A 14,018-nucleotide genomic window follows, 5' to 3' on the forward strand; every position below is an offset into this window, starting at 1 on the left:
GCGGTGAGCGCTCCATGAGCCCTTCATGAAGGAAACTTCACCCGCCGTGCCCCGGGTGGCCCAACGTTCCCACGGACGAGGGCGGGGGCACCGGTCGTGGTGCCCCCGCCCTCGTACGGTCGTGCGCCCCGCTCACTCGGGGAGCCGGTACCCCATGCCCCGCACGGTCTCGACCCGGCTCGCGCCCAGCTTCTTGCGGAGCGAGCGGACGTAGACGTCGACGATGTTGGACCCGGGGTCGAAGTCGTACCCCCAGACATGGGAGAGGATCTGCTCGCGGGAGAGCACCTGGCCCGGGTGGCGCAGGAAGAGTTCGAGGAGGACGAACTCACGGGCGGTCAGATCGACGGTCCGCTCGCCCGAGCGGGCCCGGCGGGTGCGCAGGTCCAGCGACAGTTCGCCGTTGCGCAGCACCGTGACCTCGGGGGCGCGGGCCGCCGTGCGCAGCCGCAGCCGGACCCGTGCCAGCAGCTCCTCGAACCGGAACGGCTTGGTCATCCAGTCGTCCGCGCCGCCCTCCAGGCCGGCGACGGTGTCCCGGACCGAGTCCCGCGCGGTCAGGATGATCACGGGTACGGAGATCCGGGCCTCGCGCAGCTGCCGCAGGACGGTGAAGCCGTCCTTTCCGGGGAGCCCGATGTCGAGCACGATCAGATCGAAGCCGCCGGTGACGGCGTAGTCGAAGGCGGCGTCGCCGTCGGGGACCACCGTGGTGGTGAAGCCGTTGGCGCGCAGTCCCTTCTCCACGAAGGAGGCGATGCGTTCCTCGTCCTCCACGATGAGTATCCGGTTCACAGGGTGGCCTCTTTCTGGAGTACGAGCACGAAGGTGGCTCCGCCGCCCTCGGTGGGGCGCAGTTCGACCCGGCCGCCGTGTCCCTCGGCTATCGCCTTCACGATGGCGAGGCCCAGGCCCGCCCCGGTGGCGCGGGCGCCGCGCCGCGCGGTGCCCCGCCGGAACCGTTCGAAGATCACTTCGGCGTCCTGGGGCTGGACCCCGGGGCCGCTGTCGGCGACGTACAGCTCGATGCCGTCCTCCAGGCTGCGGGAGCCGATGGCGACCCGCTGCCCCGGGATGGTGTGCTGCACGGCGTTCTGGGCGAGTTGCACCATGGCCTGGGTGATCCGCTGGGAGTCGAGCAGCACTTCGGCGTCGACGGTCTCCGCGAGCTGCCAGGTGCGGTCGCCCAGCGCCCGTGCCTTGACGAAGACATCGGCCGTCAGCTCGCCGAGCTGGACCGCCTCGGGGGTGACGAAGTCGGGCCGCTCGGCCTTGGCGAGCAGCAGCAGATCCTCGACGATGCGGCTCATCCGGTCCAGCTCCTCCATCACGATCCGTACGGTCTCCTCGCGTTCGGCCGGATCGTCGCCCATCAGCTCCAGATGGCCGCGGACGATGGTGATGGGGGTGCGCAGCTCGTGGCCGGCGTCGTCCACGAACTCCCGCTGGGCGGCGAAGGCCCGCTCCAGCCGGTCCAGCATGGCGTTGAACGTCTCGGCGAGAGCCGCTATGTCGTCCCGGCCCTGGACCGGGATACGGCGGGTCAGGTCCTGTTCGGTCAGCTGCTCGGCGGTGGTGCGCACCAGCCGTACGGGCTGGAGGATCCGCCCGGCGACCGCCCAGCCGATGCCGGTGGTCATCAGCAGGGCCACGCCCGAGATGGCGAGCAGCATGGCGAAGATGTCGTTCGCCTTGCCCTGCTCGGCCTCGGGGTGGATGGCGACGACGAACGCCGACCGGGGGATGCCGGGGCCGGTGCCGATCTCCATCTTCGCCCAGCGGATGTCCCCCTGGGCACGGCTGACCGTGCCGGTGGCCTGCGGCGAGTTGAAGACCTCGATCAGGGCGAGCCGGTCCTTGGCCAGCGGGTGGTAGCCGACGGCCTCGCGCACCTGCTCCCGGGTGGCGGGGTGCGAGCCGGGCCGCTCCACCAGACCCAGCAACTCCTCGTCGGGGTCGGCGTACTGGCGGACGAGGAAGGTCTTCAGCAGCCGGTCGGGGTCGGTGAAGTGGCCCCCGGTCTCCGGGTCGACGCCCTGTTTGACAAAGTTCTCGAACTCGGTGGCCTCCTGCACCAGCAGGCCGTTGATCCGGTGGTCCACATCGCGCAGCAGTACGGAGCGGGTGGCCGTGGCGACCGCGCCCAGGGCGACCGCCATCACGAGCAGCAGCCAGAGCAGGATGCGCAGACGTGCGGAGACCCGGCGGCGTACCGGGTCAGCCGTCGTCACCGGAGTCGTCGCCGCCCGCGCCGCCGTCGTCACCACCAGGGCCGTCGTCGTCGTTGTCGTCGCCGGGCGGGTTCTCCTTCACCGGCGGCGGGGCCACGGTCTCGTCCACGGGCGTCTTGGGGGTCTTCTTCGGCGACGTCGGGCGGACCGTCTCGTCGCGCGGAGTGGGCTCCGGGGAGCCGGACGGGGCCGGCGAGGAGGCCGACTGCCCCGGCTCGGAGGGCTCGGAGGGCCCGGGGGACGACGGTGTGCCGTCGGACGGGCTGCCGGCGGGCGGGCTCGTCTGGAGCTCCACCTTCGGCGGCACCTTGCGGTCGTCGGGGCTGTCGGTGAGGGCGTAACTCGTCACCGCGATCCCCAGGGGGATCGCGACGACCGCGGCCAGGGCCGCTATGCGATGAGAGAAGACCATGTACTCAAGGGTGGCGAGGCCAGTGGGGGCGCCGGATGAGACCAGGATGAGGAATTCTTCATCTTGGCCTCATTTCGGGTCGGAGTCGGGATCGGCGGACCGGGCCGGACGGCGGCGGGCCCGGCGGCCGGCGGACCGGGCCGGACCTGCTGGTCGCCGGGCCGGGTCAGGAGTCCAGGCCGATGGCGAACGCCGCCTCCAGGTCGTGCTGGGAGTAGGTGCGGAAGGCGACGTGCGTGTCGGTGCCCTCGACGCCCTCGATCCGGCTGATCCGGCCGGGGATCACCTCGGCCAGCTCGTCGTGCCGGGCCACCCGGACCATGGCGATCAGGTCGTACGTCCCGGTGACCGAGAAGACCTCGCTGACACCCTCCAGCGCGGCGATCGACTCGGCGATCTCGGGAATGCGGTCCACGCTGGTCTTGATGAGCACGATCGCGGTGATCACGGCTGGCTTTCTCCCTCGGTGGCCGCTGCTGGGACCTTCACTCTAGTCCTACGCCACGGCCGTCCGGCCGTGCGCCCGAGCCGCCGCGCCAGGTGCGCGAGCGGCCCTGTTCCGCGCCCGGACCGCGCCCACGCGTAGAGGAACCCCAGGGCGAAGCCGACCAGATGGGCCAGATAGGCCACCCCGGCGCCGCCCGTGCCCGCGCCGGTCGCCGCCATCCCTTGCAGGACAAACCAGAAAATCAGCACAATCCACGCGGGGAAGCGCAGCGGCAGGAAGAAGAGGAACGGAAAGAGACTGGTCACCCGGGCCCGGGGGAAGAGAAAGAGAAAGGCCCCCAGTACCCCGGAGATCGCCCCCGACGCCCCGACGAGAGTCTGCTGGGACCCGGCATGGGCCGCGGCGTAGGCGGACAGCGCCAGACCGCCCGTGACGGCGTAGAAGAGGAAGAACTCCACCCGGCCCATGCGCTCCTCGGCCATCGCGCCGAAGACGTAGAGAAAGAGCATGTTCCCGAGCAGATGCAGCCAGTTCCCATGGATGAAGAGAGCGGTGAACGGCGTCAGCAGCGCGCCGGGGTCCCCGCTCATCAGTTCGGCCGGGACCACCCCCCACCGCTCGAAGTACGCGGTCTGCGCCGCGAGCAGCTGCTCACCGTCCAGGCGCCCCCGGGGCGGATTCAGCCCCGAGACCGGCCCGGCCACGAAGAGCGCGCAGCACACGGCGATCACCGCCGAGGTCACGGCGGGTCCCCTCGCCACTCCCCGGGCCAGGGCCCGCCACTCGATCATGGGCAGATCATGGCGTAGCGGAGGAGAACGGTACAGAGTGCCTCGCCGTGCCCCCGGGGACCCGCGAGGCCATAGAGTTACAGGGAGTACACCCGCAGTTCGACGGCGCACCGCGGGGCCCGCACCCCGCACGGCGACCGTGCGCACGGCGAGACCCGGAGTGCCGTGCCGGAGCGGTGGTGCGTGCGACCAGACAGTCGTACGCCCGACTACGTCCCCGCCGGGATGTACCGGACGTACGGAATGTACGACGGAACGTACGAGATGTACGACGGAAGAGGACGACACTGATGACGACGGTTCCCGCACCGACGGCCGAGACCCGCTGGCGCTGCACGCTCTGCGGCAATCTCACCCGCTTCGATGTCACCCGCTCCTCCAAGGTCGTCGAGTACGTCCATCTGGACCTCGCGGGGGAACCCAAGGTCGAGGAGCGCGAGGTGCTCAGTGAGACCATCGAGTCGGTGCGCTGCCGGTGGTGCAACGCCCAGGACAAGATCGAATTGGTGGACAGGCCGGGTACGGACTCCTGACGGAGCCGGCCGCAGGGTATTGGGGTGACGGATCGTGGAGCAGCCGGGGAGCGGCGCCGAGCCGGCCGGTACGGCCGGTGATGCCGCTGAGGCGCTCGACCGGCCGTTGCCGGAAGGCGTACGGCGCAGGGTCGTCGCGCTGGTCGCGGACGCCTTCGGCGGGTTGACCGTCGCGGAGCTGCCCGCGCAGCTGCGCCAGTACGCACGTTTCACCCCCTCCCGGCGCGCCCGGTTCGCAGGCAACGCGATGGCGGCGGCCCTGGAGAGCGATCCCGTCTTCCGCCAGCGCGTCGGCGAGCGCCTCGCACTGGCCCAGCCGGAGCTGTGCGCGGCGCTGGTCGCCGGGGCGCCGCCGGCCGCCGCCGACCCCCTGGACGTGGCCGCGACCGCCTATGTGCTGCGCCCGGCGGGCTGGGTGAAGCTGGTGGCGGCCGCCGGCGAGGAGGCCCAGCGCGCGGACGCCGAGCGCGCCGACGACGCCGGGCGGCGCGAGCTGGAGCGGCTGCGCGAGGAGCTGACCGAGGTCCGCGACCACACCCGCGGCGAGTCCGACCGGCTCCGCGGCGAACTGGAGGCCGTCCGCAAGGAGGCCGAGTCGCTGCGGCGCCGGATGCGCTCCGCGCAGAGCGACATCAAGCGCGGCGAGGCGGCCCTGCGGCGGGCCCTCGCGGAGGTCGAGACCGTACGGGCCGAGGGCGCGGGCCAGCTGTCGGCCGCGGAGAGCGAGAACCGGCGGCTCAAGGCGCGGCTCGCGGAGGCCGAGGCCGCCGTCGAGGCCGGCCGCCGGGCCGCCCGCGAGGGCCGCTCCGTCGAGGACATGCGGCTGCGGCTGCTGCTCGACACCGTGCTGGAGGGCGCGCAGGGGCTCCGCCGGGAGCTGGCGCTGCCGCCGGTCTCCATACATCCCGCCGACACCGTGGACGCGGTCGCGCCGGGCCGGATGTCACCCAAGGACATCGCCGCCCGCGCGCTCTCCGAGACGGATCCGGCCCTGCTGGACCAGCTGCTGGCCCTGCCCCAGGCCCATCTGGTGGTGGACGGCTACAACGTCACCAAGACCGGCTATCCGACCATGCCGCTGGAGAAGCAGCGGCTGCGGCTCCTGGGCGGGCTCTCCGTGCTCGCCGCGCAGAGCGGCGCCGAGATCACCTGCGTCTTCGACGGGGCCGAACTGGCGGCCCCCGTGCTGCTCGCCCCGCCGCGCGGGGTCCGCGTGCTCTTCTCCAAGCCGGGGATCACGGCGGACGAGCTGATCCGCCAGCTGGTCCGCGCCGAACCGCCGGGCCGGCCGGTGGTCGTCGTCTCCACCGACCGCGAGGTCGCGGACGGCGTCGCCCGGGCGGGCGCCCGGCCGGTGGCCTCCGCGATGCTGTTGAAACGCCTCTCCCGAGTCTGACCCGGCTCGTGGCGATGTGTCACGTAACGCCGTCACTGTAGTGATGGGTACACCACTGGGCGACTTGGGCGGAAATCCAGCGGGACGGGGCGTCAAACACCCATGACGCCCTGTGTGATGTGAGTAAAGAATGCTCTCCCGGCCGGATTTTTTCCCGGTGGGATTTGAAGTGATCACAAGAACGTCACTAAGGTCAGGCGTCGAACCTTCGCGCGGTCGATCATCCATCCGGGATGGCGGCGAAGGACCGCCGAGTCTGCGCACGTCAGCCAAGTCGCGGGGGCCTGAGTGCACGGAGCCGGGGACACCAACCCTGCCCGGTAGGCGGCTCAGAGGAAGAAGGAGCCGTCCTTCGTGGCATCCCACCGTCGTCCCAAGCAGCCCAACCGGGCCCGCGTCACCGTGCTCACGGCGACCGCGGCGGCCGCCGTCGCCCTGACCTCCCAGACCGCGCAGGCCGACCCCAAGCCGACCAAGAACGAGGTCAAGGCCAAGGTCGACAAGCTCTACGAGGAGGCCGAGAAGGCCACCGAGAAGCTCAACGGCGCCAAGGAGCAGCAGGGCAAGCTCCAGAAGCAGATCGACACCCTCCAGGACAAGGTCGCCCGCGGCCAGGACGGCCTGAACGAGCTGCGGGACGCGCTCGGCTCGGTCGCCAGCGCCCAGTACCGCTCCGGCGGCATGGACCCGGCACTCCAGCTCTTCCTCTCCTCCGACCCGGACGACTACCTCGACCAGGCCTCCGCGCTGGACCAGATCGGCTCGAAGCAGGCCGAGGCGATCAGCGACATCCAGGCCAAGCAGCGCACCCTCGCCCAGCAGCGCAAGGAGGCCCAGGAGAAGCTGGGCGACCTCGCCGACACCCGCGAGCAGCTCGCGTCCAAGAAGCGCGAGGTCCAGGGCAAGCTGAACGAGGCCCAGCGGCTGCTGAACTCGCTCACCGCGCAGGAGCGCGCCGAACTGAAGCGGGCCGAGCAGCAGCGCGCCGACCGCGCCGAGGAGCGGGCCAAGCTCACCCCGCCCGGGAAGCCGCAGGCCGGACAGGGCGAGTCGGCGGCCAAGCCCGCATCCGGCCGGGTGTCCTCCGCGTACGCCGCCGCCCAGAGCAAGATCGGCACACCGTACGTCTACGGCGCCTCCGGCCCCAACTCCTTCGACTGCTCCGGCTTCACCTCCTGGGCCTTCGCCCAGGCCGACGTCTCGATACCGCGCACCTCGCAGGCACAGGCCACCATCGGCACCCGGATCAACTCGCAGTCCGATCTCCAGGTCGGCGACCTGGTCTTCTTCTACTCCGACCTGCACCACGTCGGCTTCTACGCCGGCAACGGGCAGATCCTGCACTCGCCGCGCACCGGCGCGGTCGTGCGGTACGAGTCCATCAACAACATGCCGTACATGTTCGGAGTACGGGTCTGACGCACCCTCCGGCCCTCTCGCCCGGCGCCTCCCCGGGCCGGGCGGCCCCCTCCGATCGGGGGAATTCGCGTCCCTCATACTGACGCCGCGCCCCACCGGTGACCTGTGGTCCTACCGGTGGGGCGCGCTCGCGCGCGCCCTTTGGGGTCTTTGGCCGCCCTGTGTCCGCCCGGCTACTGTCTGCGGCGCACCAGCCCAGCCCTTGTCCTCGCGGAAGGGAGCGCTATCCGTGGCGTCCCATAGACGGCCCACCCACCCCGGTTCCACCCATCGCGCCGCCGTACTGTCCGCCGCCGCGGCGACGGCCGCCGCGGCACTCGGACCCGCCCCGGCGGGCGCGGACCCGGGCGACTCCCCGAGGGAGGCACGGGCCGCCGTGGACCGGCTTTTCACCGAGGCCGAACGGGCCACCGAACGCTTCAACGCAGCCGGCGAACGGGTCGCCCGGCTGCGGACCTCGGTCGCCCGCGCCCGCGACGGCGTCGCCCGCGGCCAGGAACGCATCAACCGCATGCGGCAGGGACTCGGCGCCGTCGCGATGGCCCAGTACCGCTCCGGCAGCATGGACCCCACGCTCGACCTGCTCTTCTCCGCCGACCCCGACAGCTACCTCGCCGGGGCGGAGATGCTCGAACGCATCGGCGAACGCCAGCACTTCGTCCTCCGGGACTTCCAGCACGCCCAGCGCGAGCTGCGGCAGACCCGCGCCGAAGCCGTACGCGACCTCGCCGAACTCGAACGCGGCCGGCGCGACCTGGCCCGGCACAAGCGCGCGGTGGAGCGGCGGCTCGCAGCCGCCCGCACCCTGCTGAACTCCCTCTCCGCGCAGGAACGCGCCGCCTACACCCGCGCCTCCCGCGACGACGGGCGCGGCGAACTCCCCGACCTCCCCGGCAACGGCGTCCCCGCGTCGGCCCGCGCCGGCGTCGCCCTGCGCGCGGCACAGACCGCGCTCGGCCGCCCCTACGTCTGGGGCGCCACCGGCCCCGGCGGCTTCGACTGCTCCGGCCTCGTCCAGTGGTCCTACGCCCAGGCGGGCGTGTCCCTGCCCCGCACCTCCCAGGCCCAGCGCTTCGCGGGCCGCCCGGTGCCCCTCGCGCAGGCCCGCCCCGGCGATCTGGTCACCTACCGTGCCGACGCCAGCCATATCGGGTTGTACGCGGGGAACGGGCGGGTGCTGCATGCGCCGTACCCGGGGGCGGCGGTGCGATACGACCCGGTGGGCATGATGCCGATCACGTCCGTGACCCGGGTCTGACGCCCCCGCCCGCCCCATCCGCCGCCGGGTTCGGCCTTGCGCTGTCCGACCCGCGTCGGTACGGGGGCGTTGCGCTCGTCCGGGGCCCCGCCCTGCCTGACCCGCGTCGGTACGGGGTCCCGCACCTGTCTTTCCCCCGCCCGGGGGTACGGTCCGCCTGTGCTTACTGTGTGGGTGGGGGTGCAGGGTCGCCCCCGCAGGGGATCGGCGGAGGCCGACCCGCACTCAACCTGGTGAGTGGGCTCGCCGACCCCGAGGAGGTGAACCCGGAGGCCCCGCCAACCCGCACCACCAACCCGGGCCGGGTCGACCCGCACAAATCCGCCCCGTCAACGTTGACCCGCACAAACCCGCCTCGCCGACGATCACCCGGCAAAATCCAGCCTCGTGGGGGTCCCCCCGGACGAAGTCTGGGGGAGATTGAGGCGCGGGGCCTCGGGGGCCGGCCCCCGACGACGACCCGAGCAAAACCAGCCTCGCCGGCGATTGAGGCGCGGAGGTTCGGGGGCTGGCCCCCGACGATCACCCGAGCAATTCCAGCCGGTCCGGCGCTTGAGGACGGACCAGCACTCTGTCCCGCCGCACAGGCGAATGTCCCGCAGTGTGCGGGCCGGTCGTCGGGGACCAGTCCCCGAACCCCTGCGCCTCAATCGCCGGCGGGGCTGGATTTTGCCCAGGTCGCCGCAGGGGCGGATGGGTCTCGGGCACATGGCATGTGCGGCCCCGTGTCGAGGGCCAGCCCCCGAGCCTCCGTGCCTCAAACGCCGGCGAGGCTGGTTTTTGTGCGGGTCGACGGCGAGGCGGGATTTGTGCGGGCCAACGTTGGCGAGGCGGGTTTGTGCGGGTCGGCCCGGCCCGGGTGTGGTGCGGGTTGGCGGGGCCTCCGGGCTCACCTCCTCGGGGTCGGCGAGCGCAAAGCGGACACGACACTGGGCCGGTAGGTCCGCCGATCCCCTGCGGGGGCGACCCTGCACCCCCGCCCACGGATCAGCCGGAGGGTGGCCGGTACCCCCGGGCGGGGGGAAGGAAGGTGCGGGACCCCGTACCGACGCGGGCCGGACAGCCGGGGCCCCGGACGAGCGTGACGTCCTCGTACCGACGCGGGTCGGGCAGCGCGAGGCCACCCTCGCACGGGTGCGGGTCGACTCGTGGCGGCAGGGCGTACGTGGGTTCGGGGGCTGAAGGGGCGGCGGGCGCGCCGGGGCGCCCCGTACGGGGGGCGCGCCAGGGACACGCGGCCCCGCCGCGACCCGTTCCGTACGATCGGCACCGTGGCGGTTCACCGGCGCGGCGCACGCGCGAGAGGACGGGCGGCGGCGGGGATCCTCGCCGCCGTGGCCGTGCTGGCTCCGGCGCTGCTCGCCGGGTGCGCGCCCCCGCCCCGGCCCGATACCACCGCCGCCGATGTGCAGCGGCTCCTGGATCTGCGGGCGCGGGCGCTCCTGGACCGGGACGAGCGGGGCTATCTGGAGGTGCTGGATCCGGCGGCGACGGGGCTGCGGGCGGCCGAGCGGCGTCAGTTCACGCGGCTGGCCCGGGTGCCGCTGGGTTCCTGGGCGTACCGGCTGGGGCCGGTCGGGCACCGGGCCGGGGGGCGGGTGGTGGCCGGTGCGGAGCTGAGCTACCGGCTCGCGGGCCACGATCCCGGCCCGGTGACCACCGGCCGCGAACTGGAGCTGGCCCGCGACGCCGGCGGCGGCTGGCGGATCACGGCCGACCGGCCCGCGCCGGGCGCGGCCGAGCAGCTGTGGCAGCAGGGCGATGTCCAGGTCGTGCGGGGCGGCGCCAGTCTGGTGCTGGGGGTCGGTCAGCCCGCGGCGCGGCTGCGGGCGATCGCGCGCACGGCCGACCGGTCCGTGCCGGCCGTGGCGCGTTCCTGGCCGTCGCCCTGGGCCGGGCGGGTCGTCGTCCTCGTCCCGCGCACCCTGGACGACATGGGCGCGCTGCTGGGGGCGCCGGCCGCCGGCTACCGGGGGATCGCGGCGGTGACCACGGGCGCGACCGGCACCCGGGAGGAGGTGCCGGCGGACCGGGTGATCGTCAATCCGGCGGCGTACGGGGCGCTCGGGGACTTCGGCAAGCAGATCGTCCTCACCCATGAGACCGCCCATGTCGCCACGCGCACCCACACCTCGGGTACGACGCCCATGTGGCTGTCGGAGGGCTTCGCCGACTGGGTCGCCTACCGGGGGAGTGGTCGCACGGCGGGCCGGATCGCCCCCGAGCTCCAGCGTGCGGTGCGGCGCGGCCAGCCGCCCGCGGTGCTGCCCGCCGATGCCGACTTCTCCTTCACGGGTGACGCCGACGCCCTGGCCCGCGCGTACGAGGGCGGGTGGCTCGCCTGTGAGCTGATCGCCGGGCGCTGGGGCGAGCGGAAGCTGATCGCGTTCTACCGCGAGGCGGCCCGCAGTCCGCTGCCGGTCGCGTTCTCGCGGGTCCTGGGCACCACGCCCGAGTCGTTCACGACGGCCTGGCGGGCGTATCTGACGGACCGGCTCAGCCCCTGAGCCGTCGGACGGGCCCCGGCCCGCGAACCGGACGCCCGCCGGTTTCCGTTACTGTCGGCAGGGATGCACAAGACCTTGATCGTGACCAACGACTTCCCGCCCCGTCCCGGTGGCATCCAGGCGTTCCTGCACAACATGGCGCTGCGGCTGGACCCGGAGCGTCTCGTCGTCTACGCCTCCACCTGGAAGCACGGTGCCGAGGGGCGGGAGGCGACCGCCGCGTTCGACGCGGAGCAGCCGTTCACCGTCGTCCGCGACCGTACGACGATGCTGCTGCCGACGCCGCGTGTGACCCGCCGGGCGACGGACCTGCTGCGTGAGCACGGGTGTGAGTCGGTCTGGTTCGGGGCCGCCGCGCCGCTGGGGCTGATGGGGCCCGCGCTGCGCCGGGCCGGTGTCCGCCGGATCGTGGCCACCTCGCACGGGCACGAGGCCGGCTGGGCGCAGCTGCCCGCGTCCCGGCAGCTGCTGCGCCGGATCGGCGAGGGCACGGACACGATCACCTATCTCGGCGAGTACACCCGTTCCCGGATCGCTGCGGCCCTCACGCCGGCCGCCGCCGCGCGGATGGTCCAGTTGCCGCCGGGCGTGGACGAGAAGACCTTCCATCCGGGCTCCGGCGGGGACCTGGTCCGTGAGCGGCTCGGGCTCAGCGACCGGCCGGTGGTGGTCTGCGTCTCCCGGCTGGTTCCGCGCAAGGGCCAGGACACCCTGATCCGGGCGCTGCCCGCGATCCTGGCGAAGGTCCCGGGCACGGCGCTGCTGATCGTCGGCGGCGGACCGTACGAGCGGGATCTGCGGGCCCTGGCCCGGGACACCGGCGTCGCCGCCTCCGTGTACTTCACCGGCGCGGTGCCCTGGTCGGAGCTGCCCGCGCACTACGGCGCGGGCGACGTCTTCGCCATGCCGTGCCGTACCCGGCGCGGCGGGCTGGATGTCGAGGGGCTGGGGATCGTCTATCTGGAGGCGTCCGCGACCGGTCTGCCGGTGGTCGCCGGTGACTCGGGGGGCGCTCCGGATGCGGTGCTCGACGGGGAGACCGGCTGGGTCGTACGGGGTGGCTCGCCCCAGGAGTCCGCCGAGCGGATCGTCGCGCTGCTGAAGGACCCGGAGCTGCGGGCCCGGATGGGCGAGCGGGGCCGGCGCTGGGTCGAGGAGCGGTGGCGCTGGGACCTGCTGGCGGGGAACCTTCGCGCGCTGCTGTGACCGCCGGGAGCACAACCGGCTGATCCTAGTGGGTCGACGGGGTCGTTTTTCGCGTTGGACACTTCGCTGAGCTGCGTAAAGTCATTTATTGACGGGAATTCAACCTTTTCCTCGACGAGGCTGGGCGCGCGGCCGGATGTCGTCCAGCATCGAGACATGACCCCACAACTGACGCGTCGTCATCTCCTGGGTGCCGCCGCGCTCCAGACCGCCGCCGCCCTCGGCTTCACCCGGGTCGGCCTCGCCTCGGCCCAGGCCGTCCAGCCGCCCGCCGCCGACCACGCCCCCGCCCTGGTGATCGGTTCCGGTTACGGGGCCGCCGTCGCCGCGCTCCGGCTCGCCCGGGCCGGGGTGCGCACCGTCGTCCTGGAGATGGGCAGGCTGTGGGAGACCCCGGGGCCCGACGGGAAGGTCTTCTGCCGCACCATCGCCCCGGACCACCGGTCCATGTGGTTCCGCACCCGGACCGAGGCCCCGCTCGCCACCTTCCTCTGGCTCGACGTGGTCAACCGGAACATATCCCCGTACCCCGGCGTCCTGGACCGGATCGACTACGGCGACATGGCCGTCTACGTCGGCAGGGGCGTCGGCGGCGGCTCCCTCGTCAACGGCGGCATGGCCGTCACCCCGCCGCGCTCCTACTTCTCCGAGGTGCTGCCCCAGGTCGACGCGGACGCCATGTACGGCACCTACTTCCCGCGCGCCCGCAGCGCGCTGGGCGTCAACAGCATCGACCGGGCCTGGTTCGAGTCGACGCCGTGGTACCGCTACTCCCGGGTCTCCCGCGCGCACGCCGCCCGCGCGGGCATCGGCACCGTCTTCGTCCCCAACGTCTACGACTTTGACCACATGCGGCGCGAGGCGGCGGGCACGGCCCCGAAGTCGGCGCTCGCCGGAGAGGTCCTCTACGGCAACAACCACGGCAAACGCAGCCTCGACAAGACCTATCTGGCCGCCGCGCTCGCCACCGGCCTGGTCACCGTGGAGACCCTGAGCCGGGTCCGCGCGGTGCGGCCCCACGCGCGGGGCCATGTCGTCACCGTGGAGCGCCTGGACCTGCGCGGGCGGGTCAGGGCGACCGACGAGATCACCACCTCCCGGCTCTTCCTCGGCGCGGGCAGCCTCGGCACCACCGAACTCCTGCTGCGGGCCCGGGAGACCGGCGCGCTCCCGGACCTCAGTCCCGAGGTGGGGCGCGGCTGGGGCCACAACGGCAATGTGATGGCCGCGCGCGCCAACCATGTCTGGGACCCGGTCGGGGCCCGCCAGTCCACCATGCCGGTCCTCGGCATCGACGACTGGAACAACCCCACCCACCCGGTCTTCGCGGAGGTCGCCCCGCTGCCGATGGGCCTCGAACACTGGATCAGCCTCTACCTGGCCATCACGAAGAACCCGGAGCGCGGCCACTTCGTCTACGACGCGGTCCGCGACCGGGCCCGGCTGCGCTGGAGCAGGGACCAGAACGGGCCGTCGGTGGCCGCCGCCCGCTCCCTCTTCGGGCGGCTCAACCGGGTGAACGGGACCGTCTACCGGCACGACCTGTTCGGCGGCAACCGGGCGATCGCCGACGACTTCACCTACCACCCGCTCGGGGGCTGTGTCCTGGGGCGGGCCACGGACCTGTACGGGCGGGTCAGGGGCCACCGGGGGATCTATGTCGTCGACGGCTCCCTGATCCCCGGCTCCCTCGGGGTGAACCCGTTCGTCACCATCACCGCGCTCGCCGAGCGGAACATGGAACGGATCATCCGCGAGGACGTCCTGAGGGACCCGCGGGGCCGGTGAGACCAGTGAGGCCGGTGAGGACCCCGCCG

The 14,018-nt window shown here is 73.0% G+C and carries 12 protein-coding genes; 7 read left to right on the forward strand and 5 right to left on the reverse strand.

Annotated features, from left to right (window positions below):
• Positions 1 to 132: 132 nt before the first annotated feature.
• The 5 genes from SYYSPA8_RS07625 to SYYSPA8_RS07645 form a co-directional block, all read right to left on the reverse strand.
• Positions 133 to 795: a response regulator transcription factor gene (locus SYYSPA8_RS07625; RefSeq protein ID WP_323446186.1), complete on the reverse strand. Its 663-nt coding sequence runs from the start codon at positions 793 to 795 to the stop codon at positions 133 to 135.
• Positions 792 to 2,231: a sensor histidine kinase gene (locus SYYSPA8_RS07630; RefSeq protein ID WP_323446187.1), complete on the reverse strand. Its 1,440-nt coding sequence runs from the start codon at positions 2,229 to 2,231 to the stop codon at positions 792 to 794. Before SYYSPA8_RS07630 ends, SYYSPA8_RS07625 begins: the two co-directional genes overlap by 4 nt.
• Positions 2,218 to 2,643 carry a hypothetical protein gene (locus SYYSPA8_RS07635; protein ID WP_323446188.1) on the reverse strand — a complete coding sequence of 142 codons (426 nt, stop codon included), beginning with the start codon at positions 2,641 to 2,643 and terminating at the stop codon, positions 2,218 to 2,220. Before SYYSPA8_RS07635 ends, SYYSPA8_RS07630 begins: the two co-directional genes overlap by 14 nt.
• A gap of 166 nt (positions 2,644 to 2,809) precedes the next feature.
• Positions 2,810 to 3,091 carry an Lrp/AsnC family transcriptional regulator gene (locus SYYSPA8_RS07640; RefSeq protein ID WP_323446189.1) on the reverse strand — a complete coding sequence of 94 codons (282 nt, stop codon included), beginning with the start codon at positions 3,089 to 3,091 and terminating at the stop codon, positions 2,810 to 2,812.
• Entirely contained in the window at positions 3,088 to 3,882 is a 795-nt protein-coding gene (locus SYYSPA8_RS07645) for a rhomboid family intramembrane serine protease (RefSeq protein ID WP_323446190.1), read from the reverse strand. The genes SYYSPA8_RS07640 and SYYSPA8_RS07645 overlap by 4 nt, the downstream gene beginning before the upstream one ends.
• Before the next feature lie 290 nt (positions 3,883 to 4,172).
• Between SYYSPA8_RS07645 and SYYSPA8_RS07650 the strand changes: the two genes are divergently transcribed.
• From SYYSPA8_RS07650 to SYYSPA8_RS07680, 7 genes are all read left to right on the forward strand, one after another.
• Entirely contained in the window at positions 4,173 to 4,415 is a 243-nt protein-coding gene (locus SYYSPA8_RS07650; protein ID WP_323446191.1) for a hypothetical protein, read from the forward strand.
• Between the two features lie 34 nt (positions 4,416 to 4,449).
• On the forward strand, positions 4,450 to 5,811 hold the full coding sequence (locus tag SYYSPA8_RS07655; RefSeq protein ID WP_323446192.1) for an NYN domain-containing protein: 1,362 nt from the start codon (positions 4,450 to 4,452) through the stop codon (positions 5,809 to 5,811).
• 354 nt (positions 5,812 to 6,165) lie between these two features.
• The gene (locus SYYSPA8_RS07660; RefSeq protein WP_323446193.1) at positions 6,166 to 7,230 is read left to right on the forward strand and encodes a C40 family peptidase; all 1,065 of its coding nucleotides are present in this window, start codon (positions 6,166 to 6,168) and stop codon (positions 7,228 to 7,230) included.
• 229 nt (positions 7,231 to 7,459) lie between these two features.
• On the forward strand, positions 7,460 to 8,488 hold the full coding sequence (locus SYYSPA8_RS07665) for a C40 family peptidase (RefSeq protein WP_323446194.1): 1,029 nt from the start codon (positions 7,460 to 7,462) through the stop codon (positions 8,486 to 8,488).
• A 1,271-nt stretch (positions 8,489 to 9,759) separates the two neighbouring features.
• The gene (locus SYYSPA8_RS07670; RefSeq protein ID WP_323446195.1) at positions 9,760 to 10,995 is read left to right on the forward strand and encodes a hypothetical protein; all 1,236 of its coding nucleotides are present in this window, start codon (positions 9,760 to 9,762) and stop codon (positions 10,993 to 10,995) included.
• Positions 10,996 to 11,058: 63 nt separating this feature from the next.
• A complete protein-coding gene (locus SYYSPA8_RS07675) occupies positions 11,059 to 12,201 on the forward strand; it encodes a glycosyltransferase family 4 protein (protein WP_323446196.1) in 1,143 nt (380 codons plus the stop codon).
• Between the two features lie 156 nt (positions 12,202 to 12,357).
• Positions 12,358 to 13,989, forward strand: a complete 1,632-nt coding sequence (locus tag SYYSPA8_RS07680; RefSeq protein ID WP_323446197.1) for a GMC oxidoreductase — start codon at positions 12,358 to 12,360, stop codon at positions 13,987 to 13,989.
• The last annotated feature ends 29 nt before the right edge of the window (positions 13,990 to 14,018 follow it).

Source organism: Streptomyces yaizuensis (genome assembly GCF_034961445.1).
GTDB classification, from domain to species: Bacteria; Actinomycetota; Actinomycetes; order Streptomycetales; family Streptomycetaceae; genus Streptomyces; species Streptomyces yaizuensis.

Excerpts from the sequence above, each read along its gene's own strand:
- SYYSPA8_RS07635 (WP_323446188.1), bottom strand. The coding sequence starts at position 2,643 with ATGGTCTTCTCTCATCGCATAGCGGCCCTGGCCGCGGTCGTCGCGATC.
- SYYSPA8_RS07645 (WP_323446190.1), bottom strand. The coding sequence starts at position 3,882 with ATGATCGAGTGGCGGGCCCTGGCCCGGGGAGTGGCGAGGGGACCCGCC.
- SYYSPA8_RS07650 (WP_323446191.1), top strand. The coding sequence starts at position 4,173 with ATGACGACGGTTCCCGCACCGACGGCCGAGACCCGCTGGCGCTGCACG.
- SYYSPA8_RS07675 (WP_323446196.1), top strand. The coding sequence starts at position 11,059 with ATGCACAAGACCTTGATCGTGACCAACGACTTCCCGCCCCGTCCCGGT.
- SYYSPA8_RS07680 (WP_323446197.1), top strand. The coding sequence starts at position 12,358 with ATGACCCCACAACTGACGCGTCGTCATCTCCTGGGTGCCGCCGCGCTC.